Origin of the sequence: Paenibacillus elgii NBRC 100335, assembly GCF_004000865.1 — a bacterium.
GTDB classification, from domain to species: Bacteria; Bacillota; Bacilli; order Paenibacillales; family NBRC-103111; genus Paenibacillus_G; species Paenibacillus_G elgii.
The window spans coordinates 48908-75675 of record NZ_BIMB01000024.1 but is presented as its reverse complement, the minus strand read 5'-3'; the positions used below and the strand labels follow the sequence as shown (position 1 = coordinate 75675).

General features: G+C 50.3%; 25 protein-coding genes and 1 pseudogene. 8 read left to right on the top strand and 18 right to left on the bottom strand.

Features of this window, described 5'->3' with window-relative positions; genetic code table 11:
- Positions 1-47: 47 nt before the first annotated feature.
- The 3 genes from PEL01S_RS18615 to PEL01S_RS18605 form a co-directional block, all read right to left on the bottom strand.
- Positions 48-1322, bottom strand: coding sequence for an electron transfer flavoprotein subunit alpha/FixB family protein (locus tag PEL01S_RS18615; RefSeq protein ID WP_163768333.1), 1275 nt, complete (start codon positions 1320-1322; stop codon positions 48-50).
- Positions 1319-2137 carry an electron transfer flavoprotein subunit beta/FixA family protein gene (locus PEL01S_RS18610; protein ID WP_127461367.1) on the bottom strand — a complete coding sequence of 273 codons (819 nt, stop codon included), beginning with the start codon at positions 2135-2137 and terminating at the stop codon, positions 1319-1321. The genes PEL01S_RS18615 and PEL01S_RS18610 overlap by 4 nt, the downstream gene beginning before the upstream one ends.
- A gap of 255 nt (positions 2138-2392) precedes the next feature.
- The gene (locus PEL01S_RS18605) at positions 2393-2764 is read right to left on the bottom strand and encodes a winged helix-turn-helix transcriptional regulator (protein WP_127461366.1); all 372 of its coding nucleotides are present in this window, start codon (positions 2762-2764) and stop codon (positions 2393-2395) included.
- A gap of 212 nt (positions 2765-2976) precedes the next feature.
- On the opposite strand from PEL01S_RS18605, the gene PEL01S_RS18600 reads away from it, so the two are divergent.
- Positions 2977-3342 (top strand): DoxX family protein, encoded by a 366-nt coding sequence (locus PEL01S_RS18600; protein WP_127461365.1) that lies wholly within the window; start codon positions 2977-2979, stop codon positions 3340-3342.
- Between the two features lie 255 nt (positions 3343-3597).
- On the opposite strand, the gene PEL01S_RS34565 is transcribed toward PEL01S_RS18600, so the two are convergent.
- The 3 genes from PEL01S_RS34565 to PEL01S_RS18580 form a co-directional block, all read right to left on the bottom strand.
- Complete coding sequence (locus PEL01S_RS34565) at positions 3598-6624, bottom strand: carbohydrate-binding protein (RefSeq protein ID WP_163768335.1); 3027 nt, start codon at positions 6622-6624, stop codon at positions 3598-3600.
- Positions 6625-6978: 354 nt separating this feature from the next.
- Complete coding sequence (locus tag PEL01S_RS18585; RefSeq protein WP_127461364.1) at positions 6979-7605, bottom strand: S-layer homology domain-containing protein; 627 nt, start codon at positions 7603-7605, stop codon at positions 6979-6981.
- A 124-nt stretch (positions 7606-7729) separates the two neighbouring features.
- On the bottom strand, positions 7730-8833 hold the full coding sequence (locus PEL01S_RS18580; RefSeq protein ID WP_127461363.1) for a hypothetical protein: 1104 nt from the start codon (positions 8831-8833) through the stop codon (positions 7730-7732).
- A gap of 334 nt (positions 8834-9167) precedes the next feature.
- Between PEL01S_RS18580 and PEL01S_RS18575 the strand changes: the two genes are divergently transcribed.
- Positions 9168-10199 (top strand): DNA-binding protein, encoded by a 1032-nt coding sequence (locus PEL01S_RS18575; RefSeq protein WP_127461362.1) that lies wholly within the window; start codon positions 9168-9170, stop codon positions 10197-10199.
- Between the two features lie 244 nt (positions 10200-10443).
- Here the strand turns inward: PEL01S_RS18575 and PEL01S_RS18570 are convergent, their stop codons facing one another.
- The 5 genes from PEL01S_RS18570 to PEL01S_RS18550 all read right to left on the bottom strand — a co-directional run bounded on the left by PEL01S_RS18570 (position 10444) and on the right by PEL01S_RS18550 (position 16956).
- The gene (locus tag PEL01S_RS18570) at positions 10444-11853 is read right to left on the bottom strand and encodes an ABC transporter substrate-binding protein (RefSeq protein ID WP_127461361.1); all 1410 of its coding nucleotides are present in this window, start codon (positions 11851-11853) and stop codon (positions 10444-10446) included.
- Positions 11854-11976: 123 nt separating this feature from the next.
- Entirely contained in the window at positions 11977-12849 is an 873-nt protein-coding gene (locus PEL01S_RS18565) for a carbohydrate ABC transporter permease (RefSeq protein ID WP_127461360.1), read from the bottom strand.
- Positions 12850-12851: 2 nt separating this feature from the next.
- Positions 12852-13718, bottom strand: a complete 867-nt coding sequence (locus PEL01S_RS18560) for a carbohydrate ABC transporter permease (protein ID WP_127461359.1) — start codon at positions 13716-13718, stop codon at positions 12852-12854.
- Positions 13719-13814: 96 nt separating this feature from the next.
- A complete protein-coding gene (locus PEL01S_RS18555) occupies positions 13815-15134 on the bottom strand; it encodes a response regulator transcription factor (protein WP_127461358.1) in 1320 nt (439 codons plus the stop codon).
- A gap of 19 nt (positions 15135-15153) precedes the next feature.
- Complete coding sequence (locus PEL01S_RS18550; protein WP_127461357.1) at positions 15154-16956, bottom strand: sensor histidine kinase; 1803 nt, start codon at positions 16954-16956, stop codon at positions 15154-15156.
- A 384-nt stretch (positions 16957-17340) separates the two neighbouring features.
- On the opposite strand from PEL01S_RS18550, the gene PEL01S_RS18545 reads away from it, so the two are divergent.
- A complete protein-coding gene (locus PEL01S_RS18545; RefSeq protein WP_127461356.1) occupies positions 17341-18594 on the top strand; it encodes an MDR family MFS transporter in 1254 nt (417 codons plus the stop codon).
- Between the two features lie 87 nt (positions 18595-18681).
- Here the strand turns inward: PEL01S_RS18545 and PEL01S_RS18540 are convergent, their stop codons facing one another.
- From PEL01S_RS18540 to PEL01S_RS18525, 4 genes are all read right to left on the bottom strand, one after another.
- Entirely contained in the window at positions 18682-19164 is a 483-nt protein-coding gene (locus PEL01S_RS18540; protein WP_063184552.1) for a DMT family transporter, read from the bottom strand.
- The gene (locus PEL01S_RS18535) at positions 19161-19889 is read right to left on the bottom strand and encodes a Crp/Fnr family transcriptional regulator (protein WP_127461355.1); all 729 of its coding nucleotides are present in this window, start codon (positions 19887-19889) and stop codon (positions 19161-19163) included. Before PEL01S_RS18535 ends, PEL01S_RS18540 begins: the two co-directional genes overlap by 4 nt.
- A 30-nt stretch (positions 19890-19919) precedes the next feature.
- Positions 19920-20345, bottom strand: a complete 426-nt coding sequence (locus PEL01S_RS18530) for a DMT family transporter (protein WP_108533662.1) — start codon at positions 20343-20345, stop codon at positions 19920-19922.
- Positions 20346-20504: 159 nt separating this feature from the next.
- The gene (locus tag PEL01S_RS18525) at positions 20505-21086 is read right to left on the bottom strand and encodes a hypothetical protein (protein WP_127461354.1); all 582 of its coding nucleotides are present in this window, start codon (positions 21084-21086) and stop codon (positions 20505-20507) included.
- A gap of 477 nt (positions 21087-21563) precedes the next feature.
- Here PEL01S_RS18525 and PEL01S_RS18520 point away from each other — a divergent pair, with 477 nt between their 5' ends.
- Complete coding sequence (locus PEL01S_RS18520; RefSeq protein WP_127461353.1) at positions 21564-22268, top strand: MerR family transcriptional regulator; 705 nt, start codon at positions 21564-21566, stop codon at positions 22266-22268.
- Between the two features lie 4 nt (positions 22269-22272).
- Here PEL01S_RS18520 and PEL01S_RS18515 read toward each other — a convergent pair whose 3' ends face one another.
- Positions 22273-23682 (bottom strand): cytochrome P450, encoded by a 1410-nt coding sequence (locus tag PEL01S_RS18515; RefSeq protein WP_127461352.1) that lies wholly within the window; start codon positions 23680-23682, stop codon positions 22273-22275.
- Between the two features lie 148 nt (positions 23683-23830).
- On the opposite strand from PEL01S_RS18515, the pseudogene PEL01S_RS35745 reads away from it, so the two are divergent.
- The 4 genes and pseudogenes from PEL01S_RS35745 to PEL01S_RS18500 all read left to right on the top strand — a co-directional run.
- Positions 23831-23992: pseudogene (locus tag PEL01S_RS35745) on the top strand (TetR/AcrR family transcriptional regulator); the annotation flags it as partial.
- Positions 23993-24025: 33 nt separating this feature from the next.
- A complete protein-coding gene (locus PEL01S_RS18510; protein ID WP_239551477.1) occupies positions 24026-24427 on the top strand; it encodes a hypothetical protein in 402 nt (133 codons plus the stop codon).
- 20 nt (positions 24428-24447) lie between these two features.
- A complete protein-coding gene (locus PEL01S_RS18505) occupies positions 24448-25308 on the top strand; it encodes a phosphotransferase enzyme family protein (protein WP_127461350.1) in 861 nt (286 codons plus the stop codon).
- Positions 25305-25613 carry a hypothetical protein gene (locus PEL01S_RS18500; RefSeq protein ID WP_127461349.1) on the top strand — a complete coding sequence of 103 codons (309 nt, stop codon included), beginning with the start codon at positions 25305-25307 and terminating at the stop codon, positions 25611-25613. Before PEL01S_RS18505 ends, PEL01S_RS18500 begins: the two co-directional genes overlap by 4 nt.
- Before the next feature lie 58 nt (positions 25614-25671).
- Here the strand turns inward: PEL01S_RS18500 and PEL01S_RS18495 are convergent, their stop codons facing one another.
- Positions 25672-26142, bottom strand: coding sequence for a DinB family protein (locus PEL01S_RS18495; protein ID WP_127461348.1), 471 nt, complete (start codon positions 26140-26142; stop codon positions 25672-25674).
- A 25-nt stretch (positions 26143-26167) separates the two neighbouring features.
- Positions 26168-26698: a GNAT family N-acetyltransferase gene (locus PEL01S_RS18490; RefSeq protein WP_127461347.1), complete on the bottom strand. Its 531-nt coding sequence runs from the start codon at positions 26696-26698 to the stop codon at positions 26168-26170.
- Between the last annotated feature and the right edge of the window lie 70 nt (positions 26699-26768).

Here is a 26768-nt window from a genome sequence, read left to right as displayed (position 1 = left end):
CTGCGCCTCCCGTACTTTTCCATAAAGTTGCAATTCCGTTTACTTGGTCATACCATTTGCTGCTTCTCCGCTTTCAACGTCTCCATAAATGCCGGGATCACTTCCAACAGATCGCCTACGATCCCATAAGTTGCGAGATCGAAAATCGGCGCATTCGGATCGGAGTTGATCGCGACGATCGTTTCCGCCTCCTCCATCCCCACCGTATGCTGGAGCGCCCCGGAAATCCCGCAGGCAAAATAGACGCGGGGCTTGACAATGCTTCCGGTTTGGCCGATCTGATGGGAAGGATGCATCCAACCCAGATCCACGGCGGCCCGGGTAGCTCCTACGCTGGCCCCTATCGCTCCGGCAAATTCGTAGATAAGCGGCAGGTTCTCGGCCTTCTTGATCCCCCGTCCCACCGCAACGATCGTATCGGCCTGCAGCAGATTGGCGGGGTCCGCTCGCCCCTTCACGATTTCCAAAATTTCAAGCACCGTCTTGGACACGCGAATCTGCGAGCTCATATCCCTTACGGTGCCGCTAGGCGCGCTTACTTTCGAGGCCGGCCGGAATACGTGCTCCTTGATCGTCGCCATTTGCGGTCTTTGGTGCGGAATGACGATTTTCGCGACGATGCTGCCGCCGTACGCGGGCCTCGTGACAACTAGGTTGCCCGCGTCCTGATCGAGCGACAGGCTGATGCAGTCCGCGCACAATCCGGTATTCATCCGTGCGGCGACTCTCGGGAAGATCGAACGGCCGCGCCGGGTGCCGCTTCCGAGCACGATGGCCGGCTTCAGCTCGGCAAGCAGTTCGCTCATGCAGCGGGCTTCCGCATCCTCCGCATAGGGCTGAAGATTCGGGCTGTCGACCAACCATACCTCATCGGCGCCAAGTTCCAGCAGTTCGCCGGTTAAATGGCCGATCTCGCTGCCGAGGAGTACAGCCGATATGGGCAGCCCCGTTCCTTCGGTCAATTGCCTCGCAGCCCCGATCACCTCCGCCACCGAAGGAACGAGCGCTCCGTCGGTATGCTCCGCATAGACGCAAATGCCGCTAAATGACGACGCTTCGTTACTTTTAACGATACGCTTAGCGTCCGGTTCATCCGGTATGGACCAGTCGACCATGGAATCTCCGGGCATAAAATCATCCGGTAAGGAATCGTCGACAATCGCATCCGCCGGGCATACCGGCACGCAGGAGCCGCATACGACACACCGGTCGTGGTCGACATGCGCCTGACCTTCCGCCAAGCTCAACGCTTCAAATGGACAAAGCTGCACACAGGTTCCGCATCCGATGCAATTTGAATGGAGAATGCGAATTTGGCTCATGTGAAAACTCCTGTTCCTTTGTCGTCGCAGGCCCCGATTTTGGACAAAATGCGGGCTGCGCATTGCCGGTTGTCCGCATAGCGGACGATTTCCCCGTCGGCCTTTCGCTCCTTTCCGGCCGGGTGGTATACGCCAACGACCCGGGTAGGCGATCCGCTTAGACCGACTCGTCCCGGCTCAATCCCCAGATCATCCGGGCCCCAAACCGTAATTTGCGCGGTCTTTGCCTTCATAAGGCCCACAACCGATGGAATCCGCGGTTGGTTGATATGCTTGCGGATGCACAGCAGCGCAGGTAAAGGCAGCTTGATCGTGACTTCGCGATCCTCCAGCTCCCGTTTGACCACCATTTCCCGGTCGTCCTGCGCGGAGCAGATTTCGCTTACGTTTGCCACATGCACGATGCCGAGCTGCTCGGCCAAGCTCGGGCCGACTTGGCCGGTCTCTCCGTCGAGCGACTGCTCGCCGGTCAGTACAAGCTGGAAGCCGCCCAGTTTGCGAATTCCTGCCGCCAGCGTATACGAAGTGGCCAACGTATCCGCCCCGGCAAATTCCCGGCCCGACAGCAGGACGATCCGGTCGACGCCTAAGGCGGCGATGTCGCGAAGCTGCTCTTGGCATTTTTCCGGTCCCATCGACAGGCACGTCACGGTCCCTCCGTACCGGTCCTTCCATTTCAGCGCTTCTTCCACGGCATAGTAATCGTTCGCGTTATTGACCAACTGGCTCGCTTCCCGGCTTGCACCGTCCGTTTCTTTGCTTTCGTCCGCCATCTCCTGCAGCATCACTTGTTTGACGCAGACTGCAATGTTCACCGAAAGCCTCCTTCCCGAATACTACAATGATCAGGGCCCGTAATTCATATTATTATCTACTTTGGGTAATTTTGGTAGTGATCATTTTCACAATCTTTGTTAACATTCTGCAAACGAAAACGAAATCGCCTGACCGATCAAGGCGACAAATTTTAGACTGACCCTTGGAAAAAGGGAAAGCGGCAGTTCAGAACACGAAAATAAAGTTCCAAACTACCGCTGCTTTATTCAACTAACGTTACCCGTTCACGTAATCTATTTATCCATTGCATCACTTCTGTGCGCTTCCACGGAATGATTCGTACCGTATAACTCATTTAAATGCTCGACATGAGCTACTCCCCAATCATTTAACGCCTGCAAAATGGTTGCCATCCCTTTACCGTATTCTGTGATGGAGTATTCCACCTTGGGGGGAATTTGGCGATAGATCTCACGATGAACAATATCGTGATACTCCAACTCCCGTAATTGTTGGGTCAGCATTTTTTTGGTGATATCCGGTATCGCTTTTTGAAGTTCGCTAAATCTCATGGTTCCGTTTGAAAAAAGGCGAAGCAGAATAACTGGCTTCCATTTCCCGACAAGGATCTCCAACGCCGTCTCGAATTTACAAAAGGTAGACATGAATATACCCTCCCTTCTCTACCCACCTTAGGTTTCTTTTTGTATACTACGTTTATTTTAAGTAACTACTTCCTAAAGCGATTGCTATAGATTATTATGCACCTAGAGCTCAATAGACACAAGAGGAGGCGATTGAAGAAAAAACAGTATGGATTAACGTTCGTTAGGTTGGGATATGAATAGATGAAAGTGATAAGGAGTTGGCGTAATTTATGAATGTCGTTTTATGGATCGCACAAGGGATATTAGCCTTAGGATTTATTTATTCCGGTTGGTTGAAGGCGTTTCAGTATGAAGTAGCAAAAACGTCCTGGACATGGGTGAGTGATGTTCCAAAAGATCTCGTTTTCTTTATTGGCTTAGTGGAATTGCTTGGAGCAATAGGTTTAATTTTGCCTCAAGCCGCAAAAATCGTCCCTGTTTTGACGCCGACTGCCGCGGCCGGACTTGCGGCAATCGTGCTTTTCGGTGCCGTATTCCATATGATGCGAGGCGAATATAGAGAAATTGTCGTGAACATCATTTTCTTAGCATTTGCTCTATTTGTTGCGATTGGCCGTTTAAAGTGGATGCAGTAGTAATTCTTCGATAAGGAAAGCAGCGGCAGCCTTGGACTGGAATATTACGTCCTGGATTGCCGCTGCTTTATTAAGCTGACTCGTCTTCGTTCGTTGAGAAATCGCACGACACCGAATCCATTTCGGCTTCAACTTCGCTCCGTCCACACGGTCTGCCCCAGTGCTGGTCCCAACAATGATGTTTTGGCGAGCACTGTATAAAAAGCGAAAAAAACAGACCTTCAGCCTGTATACGGCAAAGGTCTGTTTACAGGTTTACGGGTTAACCGTAACCTTGAAGGTTGAAGTCGTATTTTTGATATTCGTTGTGCCGGGCCCCATATTGAGGAACTTCAGATTGTTGAATACGGCGGAACCTACGGCCGGTCCTCCTTCGATTTCGTTGGCCCAGATGCCGAAGCCCGACTTGGCGTCATACGCGTCCCCGCTCTTGCGGACGCCTGAAATCGTCACGTTGGAAAAGACCGTGTCCGTGACGGGATTTTCAGGAGAGGCTCCATTGTACTTCGTCTGGAACATGATCCCGTGATAGGTCGGATCGACGATATCCATATCACGTATGCGGATGCCCCGGAACTCTTTCGAGGCCGAGAACAGCCAGATCGCCGGGAACGTCTGATTTCCCCAGAAGTGCCCGCCCGTGCGGACCAGCGATATGTTTTCGAGGGTCGTTTGCGGCGAAGCGCCGAAGCCCCGGAACGGGTAGCCAAAATCGAGGGAGCTTAGCGTTACGCCGGAATAAACGAGCGTATCTGCGATATAAATGTTCCGGAACGTATTGCCGGTGCCTCCGTATACCGCGAGGCCGGCTGCGCGCCATGTGAGCAGCGAGGTTAAATTTTCGAATACGTTGCCCGCATTGTCATCCGGCGCTCCCGCATCGATGGCGTTGAATAAAGCGAAGCTATCGTCCCCCGTTCCGCGAGCCTCGACATTGCTGACGAGATTGTTCGTGCTGCCGTTCGTAAAATTGATGCCATCCGCGAATACGTTGCGGATTCGGGAGTTTTTGATCACCGTGCGGTCGACATTTTGCCCCCAGAACATGCAAACCTGATGCTCCACCCAAACGTTGTCGATCGTCATGTCGGAAACGTTCGTGAAGCCAAATACTTTCCCCGGTCCGTCGATCCGCGCAACATAGTTGCCGAAATACGCAAAGTTCGCAAAGGTGGAGCCGTTGGAGCCGGAGCCTGCATAAAAGCCGATATCAGTGTTCGTCTGATTCGCAGGAGCCACAAACCTCGTATACCAGGGGCCGGCGCCGGTAATCTTCACCGGTTTGCCGTAGACTTGGAATTTGGACCTCGTTTCGTAGGTTCCCGCAGGGAGATATACGCCGACGAGCTTGCCGGTCTGGTCCATACGCACCCGATCCAGCGCATCCTGAACGGCTTGGTGCGACGTGTTGGCCGGCGTGACATATTTGGCCGGGTCGGGATTGGCAATGGGCGATACTTGCTCCAAGCTGACAAAATCAATGGCGTATGTCGTTGTGTTGGCGGGGTCTTTTTGCAGCTTGATGGTGCTTCCTTTGGGAATCGTTTGATCGAACATCATATTCGCTTCGTCGTAGATATGCCTTGGAGCACCGGCGCCGGGGGAATTGTCCGGCGAGGTTTCGCTGCCGTAAAGCCACATATACTTGGAAGTCAGGTCGATCGATTTGGTATACGTGCCATTGACGTAAATATTGAGCGTGGAATTGATTCCGCCGCCGCCGGGAGCGTCGGGAATGGAAAAGCGCATCACCAGCGTATTCGTGTCGGCTTTCGTCGTGAACTGCACGAAGCTGCCCGTCGTATTCAGGGTAACCGCCTTCCGTCCGGAAGCCTCGCCAGCCAAATCGCCGACATTGCGGTTCGGACCTACGATAGCCGCCCCGCCGCCGATCACGCCATCCTCCGCTTCATAAATATCGTAAGGCATTTTTGCGCCTCTTGTCGGAATCGGAGTCGTCGGATTGGAAAACTTAACCCAATTCAGATTGAACAGGTTGGAACCGCCTGTAAACTTGAGATACAGGTCGTGCATCCCGCTGATAGAATTGATTCCGCATGATTTCGTGATCCATGTCTGCCAACCACCCGTGCCTGGCAAAACGCACGTGCCGGCGAGCGTGCCTGTAAGGCCGTCCAGCCGGACCTCGATCGTTCCACCTCCGGTATTGCTCGCTGCTCTGGCTTCGAAAATCGATGCTCCGGTTCCGAAATCGATATTTTTATAGACGACGTAATCCCCTTCGTCGATATGACCGATGCTCAATCCGCCTTCGCTGGCGTTTTCGGTCTCCACGCCGAATTGACTATCGTAGCTTTCAGCCTCGATGGTGGCAAAAGCGGACCTTGGCTCCGATCCGGTTCCTTCGACGATCTGAAGCTGATCAAGGTTCACGTTTCCTGAATCGCCGGGATCATACTTGTATGTTATCGTATTGTTGCCGGCGTTTAAATTCACGCTCTCCGACTTGGTCGACCAGGTGTCCCAGTTCGCCAAGGAAGGCAGAGCCGTCTGCTTGATTTTCGTTCCATTGACGTACAGGCTGAGCGTGCGGTCTCCTCCCATGGCGTTGGCATATCGCAAAATGGCGTTGTATTTGCCTGCGGAGCTTACGTTTATCGTGAACTGCGTCGCTGCTCCTTGATTCCCGTAGCCGTCGACAAATCCCGTCCCCGTATAGCCGGCATGATCGGTGTTGACTTTGGCTCCACCCGATAATTGGGCCGACTCCGCTTCATAGGTGCCCGGCGGTGGCGGCGTCGTTTGACCGTACACTTCCAGCTCGGATAACTGCGCCGCCGGCCAGCCGGTATTGGCGGTAAAATTCAACTTCACGTATCTTACGCCGGCATTTGCGAAGGAGATCGTTACGGCATTTCCACCGGCGGGATCGAACGAATAAGCGGCAGAAGCGGCCAGCGTGCTGTAGTTAACATCGTCCGTACTGCCCGCGACGGATAAGGTTTGGGAGCGCTTCTCCCAGGCGGGCGGCAGACGGAGAACGACTTGGTTGATCGTGCTGACCGCGCCGAGATCGACCCGCAGCCACTGCGGAAAAGCGTTGTTTGCGCTTTCCCAATAGCTTGACGGATTGCCGTCGTTCGCGTTCGCCGCACGATAGACATCGACAGAACTGCTTGCGGTAATCGGTTTGCCTGCAGCCAAATTCGTCGCGGCCTGAGCCTTCTCGGGAACCCATCCGACTTGAGTAAGCACCAAACAAAAAACAAGTATCCACATCGGAACATGCGCTCTTCCCTTTAAGCGAAACGGCATATTCATAAGACTACCTCCTTGTTCAATATTCTAGAACCAGCTTGCACGTATTGCGCTTCCTCTGCTTCAATGCTCTTCTTTATCGCCTCCCCCATGGCTTAATGCTACCAGTTAGGCTTCCCGTCCGTACCTCCTCCCCCCTTGGATACACAGCACGACAGGCTGTACAAGATGCAAGGCAGAAGCGCTGTGCGTGCTGATTACCATTCTAATATTTCGCGCCTTCGTTTCAAGGTTGTATGTTATGAAGATCAGGCGCAATATTACGGACCTCTCGAGCACGGCACCTCGTCGGCCCCGGCGTCCTAATAACTGAAAAGATCGCATGTAAAACACATTGCGACCTTTTCGGGGAGATTATTATTTTTCGGATTTTGGTTCGTATTTAACGGTTTCCTCTGGTGATTTTTGCAATTTGTCCAGCTTAGAGCGTACACGTTTAATCATGGTTAAAGCTTCGGCTCTTGTAAGTGGATCACCTTCCTTGAATCCATCTAATGAATTGTCAACTTTCCCTTCTACAAAGCCGTTGTCCAGAAGATAACGAATAGAATCCTTTTGGCTATAGTTTTTGCCTGTAGCATCTGCAATAATTTTGGCTGCTTGACCTCGGGCTAGGCCAATATCAGAACCCTTGGGCTGATGGAAAGGAACGATCACATACCATCCGTAACTAAAGGCAAAGTGTGTATACGGGTAAGACCATTCACCCGTATTATTAGGATCATCTAGACTAAAATCTGAAGGTTTAAATGTCCTGATCAGAAGGGTTATAAATTCCTTTTGTCCAACAACTTGTTCCGGTTTAAAAGTATTATCGGGGTACCCATCCACTATTTTTTCCTTAACGGCCCATTGTATGGTATCTATGGCCCAATGATCCTTGCTAACATCTTGAAATTCAATTTCTTCCGCATGTACACCACTGTATCCGCAAAGAAACATCATTATGCATAGTGTTGCTAATAAAAACTTGCGTCCAATCATAAAACAATACCTCCTTTAAATGTAAACTAAACTCACTATTTACAACTGACGAAAGTAATTTAAGAAAGTTGCGTTGTAAAAAATAAAGGCCCTCATACTTCGAGAGCCTTTATTTCAATTAAAATTACCGTCTTGGCAAATCAAAATAAATATTAACCTCATTGCTAAAAGGTGTACCATACACACCTTTAATTGTTCGTTGCTCATCATATGTGCCAGATTTACCTTCTGAACTTGTTTTTGAATAGTCCCAGTTAACAGTATAACCATTCGAATCCGCAAGTAAGACATTAAAGTGCTTACCGTATTGGCTGTATGAGCCATCAGTTAAATCGCCCTCATTTCTGAAGAAGGCCAAAGAATGCTCGTTATTTACAGCGGTAGTTGGATTATACTTATCAAAACTGTGTCCGGGTGCATAGAAGGATATAGCGCTTAATTGATTGCCTGTATACCGATTAAATGCACTTGTAAATAGTGAATCGTTTTCCTCCCATGATACTAAAAGAACTTCGGCGTGCTCGTTTTTATCGATTTCTTTACCTCCTTCCCACCAACCAGTCGTGCCCGGAGGAGCAGGATAAATATTCATTCCTAATTTCCAATACCGCCCATCCCTAGTGAATAGTCCGGCATCCCCGCCTCCACCTGTTTCATGGTAAAAACCAAAAAACTCCATTGCTCTTGTACTCTTGTTTCCCAGATAAACTTGAGGGAATTGAACATGCATGTATCCCTTATGGTACCCTTTGGTCGAAGTATAAATATAATGCGCTCCTGTGTCCATCGCGTATCCATTCCGTGAGGATGTAGAAGAGGTGACATCATTTTTTTGTTGCAGGCGTTTAAATTTCTCTTCCGTCCCAAATCCCGGTTCTTTTTGTCCGTTTACTTCAAATCCACCTTCAGGGAGTGCTTTGCCAGAGATCATTTTGTCGAATTTAGGGTTAACAATACCTTGGATAAAGTTGGCTGCTTGCTCCTTGTTGAAACTGTTGATTTTCACGATCTTTGAAACAAAATCAACTTTATCACCCAGCTTCGCAATCGTTTCCTCCGTTACTCCCACAGAGTTCAATTCATTTCTTGCGACCTCGAATCTTTTCTCCACTTCTTGTTTTGAAATTGTGTTTGGTTCTTGATGCGTTTGGGCAAATGCACTCCCCAGAATGCAAAAAGTAAGTACCGTCGAAGCTACGGATGCATATACGACTTTTTTAAGTTTCATAGATTGTTCTCCTTTGATTTTTTTGGAACAAAGAACCGGCCGGTGTATTGTCCCTTCTAAAAAATACCATTAATGACAACAGAAACGCATGGGACAAAATTACTTTTTTATGAGCATTTAGTAGTACTAAATCTGACGATATTGCTAGGCTTTACCCAAAATATAATGCAAAAATATGTATTAATTTGCCTATTGATGTCGAATTATGTTGTTCCCCCCTTGTATTTCTCTGTTTTTATGATGTCAACGTAACATCATAAAAAAGATATATATTGCGTGTAAAATCTTCCACATGTAATATTATGGTATAAATCGAAGGGAGCGTTTGGGACAAATGACAAATGTTAGCTGGTTTGGGCCAGGAATGAAAGATCAATTCTATTCAGTAGCTGAGCACCTTTTTGGAGAGAAGAAAAAGGAGGAGGCAGCAATTTTATATCGTTATGTCATTGATCGGGAAACTGATCATAACGACCAAACCTTCCTCCTGTGTCAATTTCGGTTATTTCAATGCCTGGTAGGGATTAGTTCGGAAGGAAATAAAGAAGCATTAGGACAGTTTGAGCCGTATTACAATCGCTTGCCAGAAAATAATCGACTCGACGCTCTGCTGATGATGGCGAATGTTTGTTACTCACTAGGCGATTGGAAAAGGGTGGAACTTTATGGAGATGAAATGTATGCGTGTGCTTGTGCTGCTTACGATAAATTAAAAAATGAAAAATATGTTAAAAATCTACAAACCGAACGGCATTTAGTGGTATATTATGGTCATGGGCTACGCATCAAGGGTTTTGTCCTTGCTATGCAAGGTCGATACGAAGAAGCAAAAAAGTGCGTTGCAGAGTATTCCGACCTTGGATGGTTCCAGTCCCTTGATGACTTGGGGAAAAAGGAGGTTGAGAAATTTCGAACTTGGGGCAAGGCGAATATGTACAATCTCGAATTGAAAATCGGCAATAACAAAGTCCTTAATGAACTGTCGGATTTCTTGGATCAGTGCCCTGAAGAAATTTTGCCAAGTCTTTTATCGGTTGTTGAATCAGCTAATCAGTTTCGTTTTGACGCCGATAACATTTTGAACAAATTTTCAATTATGCTCCCTCCTGTAAACTCTGATGTAACCTACATAAACGGAACTCAATTATTTCATTTTTGGTATGAGAAAGCAAAGTATGATTTCGCCAAAAAACGTATTGTTGGCGGCATTGATGAATTGTTATATACTCTTTATTTGGCACATAGAATGAATTATTACACTGGCTTTGAAAAATGCATCTCATTATTTCGGAAACATAGTGAGTATGCTACAGAGCAACAAAAACTGGGCTACAAACAAATTGTCGAAGGAGTGTTCAACGTATGAAAAAAATAATTCTGTCCTTAATGATGGGGTTGATCTTGTTAAGTGGAATCATCGTGCCGCCACAGCCACAGGAGCCTTCGGTAAAGATGCTCGATCATAATGGTTGGGGCGGCTAATATCGGAAGCCCCATAAGCAAAAGAGTCCTTGCCAGCCAAGCTACTGACAGGGACTCTTTTCATTTTGCATACCGCTCTTTTCTCAAAAATATAAGATTCTACGTACGTCCTAGCGAACAACAGCTTCCTACTCCACCTTGATCGGGTTGTAATATTTTTCCTGAACCAACTTCGCCGCCGCATCCAGCACCGCTTTCGGATCGGCGTCTTTGCGCGAAAAGACATCCTGCACGACACTTGTTATGGTCGCGTAGTAATCCTGCGTATTGAACTGTGCTTCCGGCTTCCCGTCGAGATACTTCGTGATGTCGGGCGAGTACGGATAGACGTTATCGTATTTGTCGTAGACGGCCTTCACCTTTTTGCCGTAAGCGGAGTCGGAAGTGAAGTACTCGATCACCGGAGGCACAAAATATTTACTGTCCTTTTTCCGCTGCTGGATGCTCGCTTCGATGGAAGCCAGCCCTTTGTCCGAGAAATAGTCGAACGTTGCGTAACGGAATGCCGCCTCTTGCTCTTCTTGCGTCGCTTTCGGATTGATGACCAGATAGTCGCCGCCGAGCACGCCGGTATGCTTGCCGCCCTTGGCCGCAGCCGGCATCGGGTAAAAGATCACATCGGCAGGCTTCATGCCGCCTTGGTTGAGCGCCTGATCGATCGGACCGTCCGGTCCGGCGATTACCATGGCCGTCCGGCTCTGGGCAAAAGCTCCGACAGCGTCGCCCCACCCAAGCGCCCAGTCCTTCGGAATGGCTTTCGCCTCCCATGCCAAGCTTCGGTAAAATTGCAGCGCTTTCACGCCCGCCTCGGAATGAAAGAGTGCCGTGACCTTGCCGCCCTCTACCTTCTGAATGTCTCCCCCCGCTTCGAACAGGAAGTTGGTCCAGTTCCACCCGGCTTCGTTCCCTTTCCCCATGGGAGCAATGCCGGAGATGCCCTTGGCAGGCTCGGCTGCCGCCTTGGCCGTGTTGTACATATCGTCCCACGTCCAATCGAGCGGCGGTACCGCGATCTTTTTATCCTCCAGCATCTTTTTGTTGACGATGGTCCCGGTCACATAGCCTTGCTGGGCGATCCCGTAAATTTTGCCGCCGATGACGAATTGCTGCTGCAAAATCGGGTTCATCTGATCTTTGAACTCATAAGCGTTGAACAGGCTCGTAATGTCGGCCGCCCATCCTTTTTCCGCCAAAAACTTGCCTTCCGTCGCATACGTGTTGAATAGGGTCGGGGCTTCGTTGGCGCCCATCTTGATGCCGATTTGGTTCGGATCGTACTGCCAGTCGCTTTTTACGATTTCCACGTCCGGATACTTCTCCGTAAACCGCCGGATTTTATCGTCCTCCAGCGCCCGCTTTTCCACGAGATCAGGCGTCGGATAATAGACGCTGATGGTGATTTTTTTCTGCTTGCCGGACGAAGCCGAATTGTTCCCGCCGTCGGCGGCGGGGCTGGCGTCCGGGCTGCATGCGGTGAGCATGGAGCCTAGCATAAAGAGTGACATCGTCGATGCGAGTAGTGCGTTGCGCTCGCGCATTGGAATTCCCCTTTCCAACTGTTGGATGTGTATCTAATCTCCATCTTAATCGGACCCTTTCTCCGAAACGAGGCGTATTCCTATCCGGATTATGCGCAGGTTTACGATAAAGCTGCTCGCCCGCTACCCTTTCACTCCTCCCAGCTGTACGCCGCGCAGAATGAACTTTTGGAATAGGAGAAATACGACGACCGGCGGAAGCATCACCATGAACAAGATCGCGAACCGCAGGTTTAGATTCATTCTGCGGGCCTGCAGGACATACTTGTAGATGGCCGTAGCCAGAGGATATCCGTTGTCACTGTGCATCACGATCGACGGCCAGAACCAATCGTTCCACACCGCCGAAAAAATAAAGATCGATAACGTCGCAAAAATCGGCACGGACAAAGGAAAGGCAATCCGGAAAAAGCAGGTTCCGTCGGACGCGCCGTCCATTCTCGCCGCTTCGAAGATTTCCGGATGCAGGCCGCCGAAGAAGTTTTTCAGCAGCAGCAAGTAAAAAGCGTTGGCCGCCGCAGGCAGCCAGAACGCCGCAAATTGGTTCAGCAGCCCGAGCTCCTTCAAATTCATAAAATTCGGAATAATATAGGTCGTCGGCGGGATAAAGAGCGTAATCCAGAAAAAGGCGCCGATCTGCTTCCGGTAAGGCACGTTCATGTGCGTCAAGCTGAATGCCGCCAACCCCAGCACGGCGACCGTCACGATTAAGTTGCCCGCGAAAATGATAAACGTATTGCGAAGGAACAGCAGTAGATGGATATAGTTCCACCCTTGCCCGAAATTTTCGAAATGCCACTCCGAAGGGAAAAACCGGGGCGGAAACGTGTTCATCTCCGTATTGGGCCGGACCCCGTTAAAAAACGTAATGAGAATCGGATAGATCATGGTGCAGACCATGACGAGGATCGCCGCGATCATGACCGCATAGCCGAACCGAACGGAGCGGTTCCGCAAATCGTAGCTCGAAAGAATGCCGCGTTCGTGTTTGCTCATGCTCAAGCCCCCTCCCTGCCGGTAAGCTTGGATTGAACCAGAGCCAATCCACCGAGCACGAAAAACATCAGCACGCCCAAGGCGGACGCTGCGCCGTAATCCTGGCTCGTAAACGCATACTTCACGATAAGCAGAACATAGGTGAGCGTCGTTTTGTTGGGACCGCCGTCGAGCATGGCATACTGGGATTGATAGCCCTGCGAGGTCGAGATGATTTGCAGAATCAATAAAAGCAAGATCAGGCTTTTGATCGAAGGAAGCGTAATGTAGCGTATCCGCTGCCAGACGCCGGCCCCGTCGATTTCCGCCGCCTCGTACCAATCCCGGGGAATGCTGAGCAAGCCGGCCAAATAAATCAGCAGCGCGCCGCCGAATTGCTGCCAGGTTTCCATAAAGACCAGCGAGGCCATGGACCAGCTCGGGTCGGTCATAAACGAAACGGGCTCGAAGCCCAGCTTGCTCAGCACCGCATTGATCGGGCCGACCGGGTCGAAGATCCATCGCCACAGCCCGTACAAGACGACCACGGGAAGCACGTTCGGCAAGTACGCAGCGATGCGGGCGAACCCTTGGAACCTCCTCAGCTCGGAGATGGCAATCGCAAAGACGATCGGCACCCAGAAGCCGATGATAAGCCCCAGAAACATGTAATACAGCGTGTTCTTCACCGCGCGCCCGATATCGGGATCACGAAGCACTTTGACATAATTGTCGAAGCCGACAAAGGTGTTGCCTTTCATAAAATCAACGTGGTACAGGCTGTAAACGAAGCCTTTGACAATCGGCGTCCATAAGAACAAGCCGAAAATAACGGCAGCCGGCAAAATAAACAAATAACCCCACAGATGTCTTTTCACGACTCGATACACAGCGGATTTCCCTCATTTCTCACAGGTCTTGACTCCAATTGTAAAAATGTGAAGGGAAATTGAACATGTGCAATCCTATCGGGATCATTGGCGATTTTACTTTTTCAATTCGCTCGGACTGACGCCATAATACTTTTTAAATATTTTGCTGAAATGCTCCGGCGATTCATACCCTACTTTATCGGCGATTTCGTAGCGGCGCATATCCGTACTTGTGATAAGCCTCCGGCTTTCCTCCATTCGCAATTTCACGACATAATCCCAAAGGTTGTAGCCGGTTTTTTTCTTGAACAAATAGCTCAAGTAATTCGGACTCACGTGACTTTGCTGAGCGACCTCCTGAAGCGTCAGCCCTTTTTGCCCAAAGTGCCGATGGATATATTGCTTGGCCGTATCCACAATTTGATTGTGATGGACGACCATTTCCTCCTCGGTCGCCTCATGGGAAGCCGGATTCCAGCTAAAATCGCCGTAGTAAAACACGTAATGATCCTGATGCTCCCGGTGAAAGCGGATCGCTTTCCGCGCCTGCTCGTTCAAAGCGCCCAGAAACTCGATTCCTTTCATAATCTGACTTATGCCAACCACGCATGGCAGCGACAAATACTTCCGCACATTCGCATGCAGCGATCTGCCAATCATGTCGAGTTGGTTGATTTTGTTGATGCTCTTATCTCCATAGGCTTCGTCGTTCCATTGCAGAATGATCGAAATCTCATGATCGGGCGAATAAAAAGCGGCATGATTCCACTGACCGTCAAGCAGCTCGCACGCCACGTTCAATACGGCATACTGCAATAAGGCGAGATCCTTTTCGAGGAATCGAGTCCCTTCTTGGGAGGGTGGAACAACCGGCTTGATTTTAAGGACGGCAAAATATGGCCCTTGCAAGGAGGCCATCGGCACAAGCCGCTCAACCGAAGCGCCCGCGGGATCGGCCAGCAGCCGGTTCAGCGCCTCCGTTTTCGTCCGGTCGGGCTCCTCCATTCGGAACCGGTCGCTCAGCTCAGCGATAAATTCATCGTGGGTTACCGCCGCCGCTTTGTCCATTTTGAGCAATACATTGCGCACGGTATCCAGAAAATGGCTGCTGTTCAGCGGCTTGATCAAGTAATCCTTCGCTCCCAATCTCATCGCCAATTGCGCATACTGAAACGTCTCGTAGGCGGAAACAACGATCGATTGCACCGACGGCTTGGCCATTTTCGCTTGATGCATCAGTTCGATCCCGCTCATTTCGCCCATCTGGATGTCTGTGATCAGCAGGTCGACTTCTTCCATGCGGATATAGTCCATCGCTTCGTAGCTGCTATGCGCAATAAAGAGCTGATCGATATTCAATCCCGAAGAAGCCAATAGCTGGCTTAAGCCTTGACAAATCAGAGGTTCGTCATCCACAAGCAAAATATTGTACATTCCAAGCCACCTCGCCAGTTTATTGTCCGTTTGGAACGGCTTCGCGCTTGGGCAAAGTGATTGTGGCGACCGTTCCGTGCGGTTGATTTCTCGCATAGTCGAGCCCGTAAGCATCCCCGAAATGCAGCCGGACCCGCTGATGAATGTTGCGTATGCCGTATCCCATGGACGGGCCCGGATGCTCTTCGTGCAGCGATCGGCGGATCGCATTAAGATCCGCTTCCCGGAAGCCGTTATCTTCCACGCGAACCGTCACCTTATCGTCCTGCAGTACGGCGGATATGACGATTTCCCCGTCTTCCCCCATATTTTTCACACCATGAATAATAGCGTTTTCAATTAGCGGCTGGAGCGTAATCTTCGGAATCAGCAGCGGACGTACGTCCTCCATAATCTTCCACTCCACGCGAAACTTATGCTCGTATCTCCGCTGCTGCAGGCTGATATAGGCGGCGGCGTGCTCCATCTCTTCGCCGATCGTAATCAGCTCTCTGCCCCTGCTTAAGCCGATTTTCATCAGCTTGGACAATTCTTTGATCATCTCGGCGGATTCGCCCTTGCCTTCCAGCGTGCTTTTCCAATATATGCTTTCCAGCGTGTTATACAGCAAATGAGGGTTGATTTGCTGGTACAAAATTTGCAGCTGCGCTTCCTTCTGCTTGATTTCGTGCTGATACTTGTCGTTCACGAGATAATTCAATCGGTCGGCCATGTCATAGACGGAGGTAATCAGCACGCCGAGCTCGTCGTTCCTCCTGCGCCCGGCCGTTTTCCGCACCGGCTTGCCCGGAACGTAGCTCCTTATAACATGAACCAGCTTCTGCATCGGATTCATTAACGATCTCCAGAAATACATCACGACGACAAACGCCAGCATCGAATAAACAACGGAAATTAATTGAATGACCCGTTTCAGCTCGTTTTGCTGCTGAAGCAAGGAGTGGATCGGAATGCGGTAAATCAGCTTTTGCTGGAGCAAATAGCTGTAGTTGACGACGTAAATATAATCCGAATGCACGGCGTCCAGAATACCTTCCATGGCCGTCATGTCCTTGGCGGCGGGCGGAAGCGGAAGCGTGCTTCCCGCGCCTTTCGTCGTTGAGGCAAGAATCCGGTCGGACCAGTCGGTTAAATAAATTTCTCCGTCCGGCAATTGGACGCTGCGAAAATCGTTTTCGATCATCCGTTCAAGCTTGGTCACCACCAATACGCCGATGACGCCGTTTCCATGCGAGATATTGTTCACGGCACGGACGTAACTCAGCGTTCCTTGGTCGGACGACGGATCGAAATTGTCGATAATTTTGAGCTCGCCCTTGCCTTGCTTTTGAAGCGCTTCCCGAAACCATTCCGGCTGATTCCGATCCGAAACGAAAAAAACGCCTGCTTGCGCGGCCTGCCTGACTTTCGGAGCAAACGAATAATCGTCGTTGGGATCGTTGACGTATAAGGAGAAAGCTACAGCTCCGCCGCCGTCTCCCCCGATCGAGTAGCTTTTGAGCAGCTTGTCCAAGGCTTCGTATTTGCCGACCCGCGTCACAACCGTGTCCGTACCGTCCGGAAGCATCTGCTGCGTAAGCGGATTTTGGATAATGGTCATGGTGATTCGATTGATCGAATCCATGTCCCGATTGAGCAGACTTAGATTTTGCTTGTTTAATTCCAGATAGGCGTTCGTCACGTTCCGCTTCAAAATTTGCTCGGCCTTCATATTTCCGTACCATTGCAGCATAAAAACAGGACTGACCATGAGCAAAAACAGCAAAATCAGCTGGTAATTCACGCTCATTTTGGTTAATGGATTTGCCGGAATGCTCCGCACGCGCCGGATCACCTCGCCTCATTCAAGACATAAACAAAAGCAGCGGAAGCCCAGAACATGAAAACAAAGTTCCAGACTCCCGCCGTCATTCACGCTCCCCCTTCGTACAATGCTCATGTCGAATAAGGATAATTTTAACATATTGCTCCCCTAATGCAACTGCATCAAAAAAGACGCTCCCAATGGAAGCGCCTCTCGCATTTCAGAACAAGTGTTCGATTTTTGAATCAGTTAAAATAAAACTCGGCTTATTCAATTTTCATTATTATTAGTATAAACCATTCCTAATTATAAGTCTATACTTTTTCTGGATATCGTTCTATAGTTTGTATACCCGGCCGGGAATCCTAACAAGTTTCGTTGTGGAAAGGATAAGGTTTTGAAGTGCAAATCCGTTTATGGAATCCCAATTTGAAAGTGCGGTTATTCGGCGAAGGGCTGTTTAACCTGCTGTTTTGGATGTACTATCCGTTTATCACGGTCTATTTTGGTGCGGCGTTAGGCAGCCATATCGCCGGCATTTTGATGGCCATCCCCCCTATATTCAGCATCATCGGAAGTCTGCTCGGTGGAGCTTTAGCCGACCGGGTAGGACGGCGTCCCGTAATGCTGCTGGGCGCTTCGCTTCAGACAGTAATGTTTGCGTTATTTGCGATGTCGTCATCCCATTGGACGGATTATATCGCGTTTATCGGCATTGGGTTGGGCGGAGCCATCTACAGACCTGCAAGCTCCGCTATGGTGGCCGACCTGGTGCCTGCGCAAAACCGGCGCCAGATCTTCGCAACGTTCGTGACGGCCAATAACATTGGCGCCGTGCTCGGACCTGCGCTTGGCGCCGTCTTCTTCTTCCATTACCGGCAAGAGCTGTTGTGGACCTGCGCCTTGGTCCTGCTGCTGTATTTCATCGCAATGTATTTCATCGTTCATGAAACGCTGCCGCAGTCGGCGAAAAGCAGCCCGGATGCCTCCATTCCGATTACCCGCGTATTTAAGGAGCAGTTGAAGGGATACGGTATTATTTTTCGGGATAAAGTGTTCCTCGTTTATATTTTGGCAGGCATCTTTGCCCTGATCCCCATTATGCAATTGGATTTGTACTTGGCGGTATACGTGATCAACGAGGTCCCTGCTCAGCCTCTGTTCACATGGAACGACGGCTCCCTTGTGCTGTCGAGTACGGAGATTTTTGGCTGGGTGCTGGGCTTAAACGGTCTTTTGTTTGTCCTGTTTGTGCTTCCTGTGACAAAATGGTTCCGCCATTGGAAAGAACGTAATGTGTTCATTCTATCGTCGCTGTTGTCCGGAGTAGGCACCTTCTCCCTCGGACTGGGCACCAATATATGGTTTTTGTTTTTCATTACGATCATCTTTACCTTTGGTGAAATTGTACGCTCTCCGGTCACCCAGAGCTTTATTAGCCGCTATGCCCCGGAGCATGCCAGAGGACAGTACATGGGAGCCGATAACCTCCAGTTCACGATTGGGAGATTTTTGGCGCCGATGACGGTTTTCCTGTCCAATTGGGTGCCGCCTATGGGAATATTCAGTATCATTTTGGCGGTTGCATGCATCAGTATCGCGCTGTACATTCAATTATTTCGCATGCATGCGGAGCAGCCGGAGGCAGCGGAATGATGCAGCGGGCCGTACAATCCCCAAAAAAACAGACCTTCGCCCTCAGGCAAAGGTCTGTTTCCGGCAAGGCGCCGCGGGAGCTTCTTGTCAAGAATGGCCCGCAGGCATTTTGGACGGTTCCCGCGGCGCCCCGCGTCTGCCGCCCAATTTAAACACAACGATGCCGCCGACAATAACCAGCACTCCGATCAGCTTGCTGAACGTAAAAGGAACCTTGTCCAGACCGAGCCATCCCATCGAGTCCCACAACAATGCAAACCCGAGCTGCGCCGCCATCACGATCGAGACGGCAAACGTAGGACCAAGCAGCCGTATCCCCTGCACCACACAGGTGACCACCCCTACGCCGATCAAGCCGCTAAACCAGTACCAGGTCTGCATCGGATGCGGCGCAAATAAATCCGTTCCCTCCACGATCAGACCGAGCGTCAGCGAAGCCAGAAAGCCCAGTCCCAATACCAATGTCGTCGTAGCCCAAGAGCTCGCGCGCTCGTTCACCTTGCTGTTAAAAATATTTTGCAGCCCGACCAGCGAGCCTGCGATAAGCGACAAGGACAGCCCTACCATCATAACCGCGTCTCCCCTTTTCCCCGATTGTGCTCGTAAATATTATGACCGGCCAGCGCGCTTAATCCATTCCTGTCTTTCACCACGATAACCCCTTTGTCCCGCTCAACGAGACCTTTGATGCAGAACTGCCGGATGACCCGGTTCAAATGTCTGTAGCTCGTTCCTATGAAATTCGCCGCGTCCGACAGACTGACTGCGCTTAGCTGCCCTTCCAATCGGGAATCGGATTCGTCCGAGGTGACGGACAATAGATAGCTGGCCAAACGCACTTCCACCGGATGCATCAGATTGAAGCTGAGCGAATTGGACTTGATGTAAAACTTCTGCGTAATGATTTCCAGCAAAAACCGCAGCAGCGGCGCATGATCTTTTCCGTATTTGTGCAGCCAGCGGTAATGGATGCCGATCATACAGACGGACGATACGGCTTCGACCATATTGAGAATGGGCGTCCCGCGCACGTACTCGACGTCCCCGATCACCTCAAGCGGCGTCTTGAAAGAAAGAACGAGCGTTTTGCCTTCCGACGAGGTGGTATAAATCTTGATCTTCCCGTTCACAAGCACGTACAGATATTCCGGAGCTTGGCCCTGGGTGCAGATGAGATCCCCCTGCTCGAACCCGTACAGCGACAAATGCGGCAGCAATGGTTCGTGGAATACGGATTCGAGCTGAAATGCCCGCAAATAATGATTTAATTGTTCACGATCTTGAATTTCCTTCATGCTCCGGCCTCCAGCCTCAACTTGCAGCGATCAAAATTTTAGGATGACCACACCGGCGATCATCATCGCGATCCCGATGAACTGCGGCAGCCCCATCTTCTGCTTCGCCACGCCGAACCATCCGGTGCAGTCAATGATGAAAGTCAGACCGAGCTGCGCAATCAGCAACACGGCGATCGTCAAGGTAACGCCGATCTGATGTATCGCCGTGACGTTGCTGAAAATAACGACTGCTCCGAAAGCGCCGCCGGTCAGGTATAGCGGCTTCACTTGCTTGAATCCCTGCAAACTCCCGTCGCGCATAAAGATCAGGATCAGCAGCGCCGCAACGAATCCGGTGAACTGGGTGAGCGTCGCCGCTTGCCATGTGCCGATGTCTTGACTAATCCGGGAGTTGGCTACTCCTTGCAGGGTAATAAAGCCCCCGCCCAAAAACGCAAATAAACTCCCTCGCACGTCTTCCCTCTCCCTAACTATACATTTTTCCATTATTAAATGACAGATCGAAGGATTGGGAAAGGACATATGTCCTAAACTGACAAGCTGGACAACGTAAAAGAGACCTTCGAGGACTTGAAGGTCTCTGACGTTATATTAAAAATATTGATTCCGCCGTCACATCTTGCCCTCTTCATTGCCCCAATTGATAATTCTAAGCAGAACCTGATCCTTATCATGAAACCCATAACCTGCGAAAAATGGGGAGGCCATTTTCAGAACGAAAAAATGATTCTCCCGAATCAGCCGGTCAATCACTTTCCAGAAAACAATGGACAAATTGCCTTCCAAATAATCCTGGTCTTCCGAATACCCCTTCGGATAAGCGTCACTATCTGCAAATTCCTGCCAGCCCTGAAAGTCGACTTGCGTGTAGCCCTGGTATTTAAAATCGCCGGTATTATTGGTAAATGGCAGCAAATTGGCGCCGGTCATGTACGAATTGGCCATTTGCCAATTCATGCCCTTCTTGATGGATTGAGCGGTAAAGTCAAGTGCCCTTTCGGCAGAACGCTTCGCCTCTAAAACAGAGTTCTCTGTTGTGTCAAAGCATAGGAGCACGTAACCATAGTATGGCTCGGAATCAAAGGCGAAGTAACAGATTTCTTCGTTTGCATGCTCAGCGGAAAACTGCTTTATGGCGGAAACACTTTCCTGGAATAGCCTTTCCTCTACTTCCTTCCAGTCCGGTTCGTTCATTCGGTACCCGACTCCTTTATACTGTATTGGCAGGATTTGTCACGGCCTGCTGCGCTTGTCGCCTTAATTATAGAACGAACATTCCTGATTTTTCAAATTTCAACAACGCGGTTAACTTTCGGTCCCGTTGAACAGAAAAGCTACGCCATTTTGAAGGATCTATCCGTAATATGTTTGGGGATTCCGGTTGCCGACCAGTCAAACTACCTTTTTTTGCTGACCCACTAAGGTGGAATATTCACCCGGCGGGGTGGCCTAATTTGTCGTAAACAAAATGTCATACGCAACAGTGAAAAAAGTAGCCATTCGTTGATATATTGGTTTTCGCCAAGCACTGATTTTAAGAAACCTCGTATTTTAGCCTTCATCATATAGTTTATCATTTGCTTGAATCTTTTAATTCAAGGTTTGCTTAAGCGAGACGCTTTTGGTATAGTGGAAATCTACTTTTGCTTCGTTCGTGAAGGAGGCCCGGAGATGAGGTATTACAAGCCGATCGAGATTGCCAGGGAACTGCACATTAGCACGAGTGCTTTGCGGCATTACGAGTCTTGGGGCGTCGTTCCGGCCCCCGAACGCGCTCCTAACGGGTACCGCCTTTATACCAAGGTGCACTTGGCTTACTTTCGCTGCCTTCGCGCGATGTTTCCTGCCTTTGGCGTCGGGCTCACTTGCCAAGTGCTTCGTCTCGTTCAAAACGGAGATGTGGACACCGCCTTCTGGCTCGTCAACAAAGAGCAGGCCAACCTGCACCACGAAAAGACCGCTGCCGACCAGACGCTGGAGCTGCTGCGAGATCCGGAGCTCCCGCTCGCTGCGAACAAAAAGCCGAAAACCCACATGAGCATTGGCGAAGTCGCCGCTTTCACCGGAGTGCAGGATTCCGCGATCCGGCATTGGGAAAAGGAAGGACTCATCTCGCCGGAACGTGATCCCGAGAATGGCTACCGGATTTTCACACCGATGCATGTACGGCAAATCTTGCTCATTCGCACACTGCGCAGGACCGTCTATTTCTTGGAAAATATGAAAGAGATCGTTCAAGCCGTAGAACATCACAGCATCGAGCAAGCGAAGAAGGTCGCGGAAAATGCGCTGGTAAGCATCCATCAGCGCAATCGCCAGCAATTCTATGGCGTGCATCAATTGGTCGAGCTTTGTCAAGAGCTCGGGCTGCAATAGGAGGCTACCAATCGACGAGCTGCCGAATGGTACCTCGAACCGGTACCCGCACGAATTTGCCATCTTGGGGAACGATGCGCATCGGCATTCCGTTCACGGGACGCATGACCAGATTCGGACTAATTTTGGCGTGGGGCACAACGGAAAACCGGTAGCGCCGCAGAAGGATCGCCAGCACCACCTTCATCTCCTGCATAGCGAAGCCCCAGCCGATACACATGTGCGGTCCTGCGCTAAACGGCAGGAATTCATAAGGAGTCCGTTTGATCGTGTTCCAGCGCCCGGGTATAAAGCGATTCGGCTCTTCATAGAGCTCGGACAGCCGGTGCGTGATAAATTGGCTAAAGTAAACATTCGTTTTCGGCGGTATCGTCATCCCTCCCAGCTCGCACGAAGCCGTCGTCACCCGGGCTCCAATCGGCGCAGGCGGCAGCAAGCGCAAGCTTTCCTTCACCACACCTTCGAGCAAAGGCAATTGATTCAGCTTTTCCAGACTCGGTTCGCTCCCCCCCATCGCTCCGTTCAACTCCTCCAGAAGGTCGGACATCACATCAAGGTGCTGGCTCAACAGAAAAATCGTCCACGTCAGCGCATTGGCCGTCGTCTCATGTCCTGCGACAAACAAAGTGAAGGCGTGCCCGACCAACTCTTCATCCGTAAGCCTCGCGCCGTCCTCATCGTGAGCATGAATCAGAGAGGCAAGAACATCAGCAGCCTCCGGTTCGGATCTTTTCCGCTCGATCAAGGAACGGATAAGGGCATTCAACCGTTCGGCAATACGCAAAGCCCGGCGATACGGCGTATAAGGAAGATTCACCGGCGCGAGAGTCACCCATAGTATCGACTTGGTCATCTGCGTAATCAGCGTCCCCATCTCATCCAGCTCTTCTTCGTTAGCCAATCCAAACAGCGTCTTCACCGCAATCCGCTGCGTCAATTTCTTCATTTCTCGATTGAGTTCGATCTCGGCACGCCCCTGCCATTCGTCCGTCAACCGTTCGGTAAGCCCGATCATATCTGTTCCGTACTGCCTGATCCGTTCATGATGAAAGGCAGGCTGCATCAGACGGCGATGCTGCTTATGCTTTTCTCCGGACATGAGGATAAGGTTCGTATAAAACATTTTTCCCAAGACGGTGTGCTTCGGGATTTTGACCAGTCCGGAGCTAATCTCGAAGAAATGCGGATTCGTAACGATTTGATGGTTATATTCGGGCCCGAAGGCAAAAATGACGGAAGGATGGTCCCCCTGGCTTAAGGCGATCAGCTTGCCGTAAGTATCGTACAACCAGCGTTGGTAAGCAAACGGGCTGCGGAAAAAGCGTAGCATGTTCATTTTCCAGCCCAATACCGACCGCGGGCCCGGTATGCGCGGTTTTAAGCCGACAGGTCCGGTACCGTTCACGACTTTCATCTTTAAGCACCTCTTTTTTGTATATTTTGAATAAAATTAATTCATATTATTCATAATATACAAAAGAATGCTTTGGCTCAACCTTTTTTTCCCTTTTACAAATTGATTCGCTACAAATCATTTAGTATAGTAGTTGCGAGGTGAACACATGAACGGGTACCGGCTTCGTACGGAAAAGAAGAAAGAACTCATTCTCAAAACAACATTCGATTTAATTTTCACTTACGAGCTCGATAAGCTGAGTATCGCCGATATCGCCAGAAAGGCAAACGTCTCCCCGGTTACCATCTATAATTATTTTGGAAGCCGGGATGAGCTTATCCGAATGACATTTGTTCATTACATGGATACGACGCTGGAAAAGTACGAAGACATTTTAGGGGCAGAGATCCCGTTTCAGCAAAAAATGGATCTGATCTTGTGCGACCGCAGCGAAATTGCCAACCAATTGAATGTGAACCTCATTCGAGCAACGGCCGGCGATCCGGCGATCCGCGACTACCTGGAGCAGTTTTATCAAAACAAAACCTTGCCTTTTTTCGAAAAATTGATTGATCAAGGAAAAAAGGAAGGCTATATTGACCCGAGTATTTCGATGGAAGCCGCAATGGTGTATATCCAACTGTTTAAAGAAGCTTTGGCGCGGCCCGGGTTTTTGCAACAAGCAAGTGAATCCATGCTTCAAGACTTGAATCGGCTTTTTTATTTCGGTTTCATCGGCAGATCCCCGGAAAATCGCGTTTAGGATGAGAAAGGAGGTCAGATGTGGAGCGCCTGAGCGAGGTGATTTGGGTCGAGAAAACGAGCTTCGTTGACGAATTGCTGAGCCAAGAACTAACCGTTACTCCCATACCGGCCGGACTGGAAGCCAACGTGTTGAAATTTTGTTCCCGTACGGACTGCGCCGTGCTTAAAATATGGAACAAAGCTTCGAATCCGGATGTGCATTTTCAACATGGGCTGCTGGCCGCACTTCGGCACAGAGGTATCTCCGTCTCAACGTCTTATGGATGGGGATATACCCCTTCCCGGCATAAAGTATTGTTAACGAGCTACGACGGCAGCCCGCCTTCAACAATCACGAGCCGACACGCAAAAGATTTCGCCGACTTGCTGCTGGGACTGCATCGATTATCGGTTCAGGAGTTGGACCCTGCGCTCCTTAAAACATACGATTTCATTCCTTATTTCTATCCGGGAATTGAAGAGCATCAAGACATCCGGGCCGAGCTGCTCCCGTTGGTTTCAAGCTCCGGGCTGAAACAAAACAAGCTCATTCACGGCGACTTTAACTTGGGCAACATTCTGGACAACGAAGGAACGTACACCATCATCGACTGGACCAATACGCAATTAGGGGACGCCATGTACGATTTGGCTTGGTCGAGCTTCTTAATCCATATCTATAATGGAGAAATGCTGGCCTCTGCATTCCGTAATGCCTATTTATCGGGCAGTGAATTCGATACGGAAGAAATCCGGAGGTTTGAAGCGATTGCATGTCTCCGGTGGCTGCTGCTCCATAGAACCGCCGATGTCCCCAGAACCGGGACGACGATCCAGCGAGTCAATGACATCATCATCGGAAATAAATATTTGAAGAACGAAATAGGAGGATTTCCATGAGCAAACGTTATCGGATTACAAGAGAATTTAAGGAAAATGGAGCTTCGGAGCAAGGCATTTCTTTGGAGGAGTGCAAACAGTATTTTTCGACCAAACCCGACTTTGCCTATACCTCGGTATTTACGGTGACAGGGGCAACCACCATGTCCATTGAGGGGGATTTTTTCATGTGGACCTTCGGCGAAAGCAAGATCCCCTTCCGTCATTATCAGGGGGATATTTACGTATCCGGCTCCAACGAAGCGGTAATCCCCAAAATGATGGAGATTGCAGGCGAATTGGACGCGGATGTGCTGGAAGGGTAATCTGGCGAAAACAATAGCAGGAGGCCATGCCCAACCGCTGGGATGGCCTCCAAAAAGCTTATACTTGGCTCTGCCGGCAAGCCTCTTTCATCCGCTCGATCTGCGCAAGGTGGATACGGACATGCTTGACGCGGTATTCCAGCATTTGGCGAAACGTGAACCTCGCCCCGTCTTCATACACCCCCACCCGCTCGCTTTGATCGACTGTCAGATGGGCCAGCACAGGCTGCATATGGGCACGCAGCATTTGAAACAGGAGCAGATACTGATCGCGGTCCTGTTTCTCGTAGCCGAGGTTTTTCGCCCATACGTCCTGTTCCCACGACGTGAGCAGCGGCTCGTCCTCTGCCAACACTTTTTTCAGCCTCTGTGTCGAGACCAGCTCGGAATCTGCAAGATGAATGAGAATTTCATGAATGCTCCATTTGTCCGGAGCCGGCTTGAAACGAAGCTCCTCTTCCGTCAATCCTTCGACGGCTTCCCGCAGCAGCTCATATCCGCGGCCGTATTCCTCAATCAACGCTTCCACTTTTGGAATCCTCCCTATCTCATAACTATACTACGCTCGCGTCGAGGTCCAAGCGCCAGTCGTTGCATCGCATGATGCTCCCCGGCGGGTATTCGAAGCTGCTTTCGGCGACGAACTGGAAGCCCAGCTTCCGGCAGATCGCGTTGGATGCGGGGTTATCGACGGACGGGAACGCGTGCATGTACCTGTGCTTCCGCTCGGCCCTGGCGCTGGCTATGGCGGCCGCGGCTGCTATGGTCGCAATGCCTTTGCCTTGGTATGCCGGCAGAACGCCCCATCCGGTCTCGTACACGGTCTCTCCTTGCCAGCTTCGCTCCCAGTACCCAATATTGCCGACCGCTTCGAGACTTGGCAGCAGGAGGATGCCAAACATGCGGCCAGTCCCCTTCCGTTCGATCTCCACATACCTCTTGTGGCGCGCGAGAAGCTGCTCCTCCGTCTCAGGACCTCCAAGATGCTCCAGCATCTCTGGCGTATTCAAGCGATACAGCAGATCAAGATCAGCTTCCGCCCAAGGCTCAATCCGTACTTGACAGGTATTCGTTTCGTCAGGCAACTCTATCACTCCTAATCACAGGTTCACCCATATTGTACCAGATGATTCGGTTTCATTCGACAACTATCGC

Coding starts and splice junctions, on each gene's coding strand:
- PEL01S_RS18615 (WP_163768333.1), bottom strand. CDS start 1,322: ATGAGCCAAATTCGCATTCTCCATTCAAATTGCATCGGATGCGGAACC.
- PEL01S_RS18605 (WP_127461366.1), bottom strand. CDS start 2,764: ATGTCTACCTTTTGTAAATTCGAGACGGCGTTGGAGATCCTTGTCGGG.
- PEL01S_RS18600 (WP_127461365.1), top strand. CDS start 2,977: ATGAATGTCGTTTTATGGATCGCACAAGGGATATTAGCCTTAGGATTT.
- PEL01S_RS34565 (WP_163768335.1), bottom strand. CDS start 6,624: ATGAATATGCCGTTTCGCTTAAAGGGAAGAGCGCATGTTCCGATGTGG.
- PEL01S_RS18585 (WP_127461364.1), bottom strand. CDS start 7,605: ATGATTGGACGCAAGTTTTTATTAGCAACACTATGCATAATGATGTTT.
- PEL01S_RS18580 (WP_127461363.1), bottom strand. CDS start 8,833: ATGAAACTTAAAAAAGTCGTATATGCATCCGTAGCTTCGACGGTACTT.
- PEL01S_RS18575 (WP_127461362.1), top strand. CDS start 9,168: ATGACAAATGTTAGCTGGTTTGGGCCAGGAATGAAAGATCAATTCTAT.
- PEL01S_RS18570 (WP_127461361.1), bottom strand. CDS start 11,853: ATGCGCGAGCGCAACGCACTACTCGCATCGACGATGTCACTCTTTATG.
- PEL01S_RS18565 (WP_127461360.1), bottom strand. CDS start 12,849: ATGAGCAAACACGAACGCGGCATTCTTTCGAGCTACGATTTGCGGAAC.
- PEL01S_RS18555 (WP_127461358.1), bottom strand. CDS start 15,134: ATGTACAATATTTTGCTTGTGGATGACGAACCTCTGATTTGTCAAGGC.
- PEL01S_RS18540 (WP_063184552.1), bottom strand. CDS start 19,164: ATGATGGTAGGGCTGTCCTTGTCGCTTATCGCAGGCTCGCTGGTCGGG.
- PEL01S_RS18535 (WP_127461355.1), bottom strand. CDS start 19,889: ATGAAGGAAATTCAAGATCGTGAACAATTAAATCATTATTTGCGGGCA.
- PEL01S_RS18525 (WP_127461354.1), bottom strand. CDS start 21,086: ATGAACGAACCGGACTGGAAGGAAGTAGAGGAAAGGCTATTCCAGGAA.
- PEL01S_RS18520 (WP_127461353.1), top strand. CDS start 21,564: ATGAGGTATTACAAGCCGATCGAGATTGCCAGGGAACTGCACATTAGC.
- PEL01S_RS18515 (WP_127461352.1), bottom strand. CDS start 23,682: ATGAAAGTCGTGAACGGTACCGGACCTGTCGGCTTAAAACCGCGCATA.
- PEL01S_RS18510 (WP_239551477.1), top strand. CDS start 24,026: ATGGATACGACGCTGGAAAAGTACGAAGACATTTTAGGGGCAGAGATC.
- PEL01S_RS18500 (WP_127461349.1), top strand. CDS start 25,305: ATGAGCAAACGTTATCGGATTACAAGAGAATTTAAGGAAAATGGAGCT.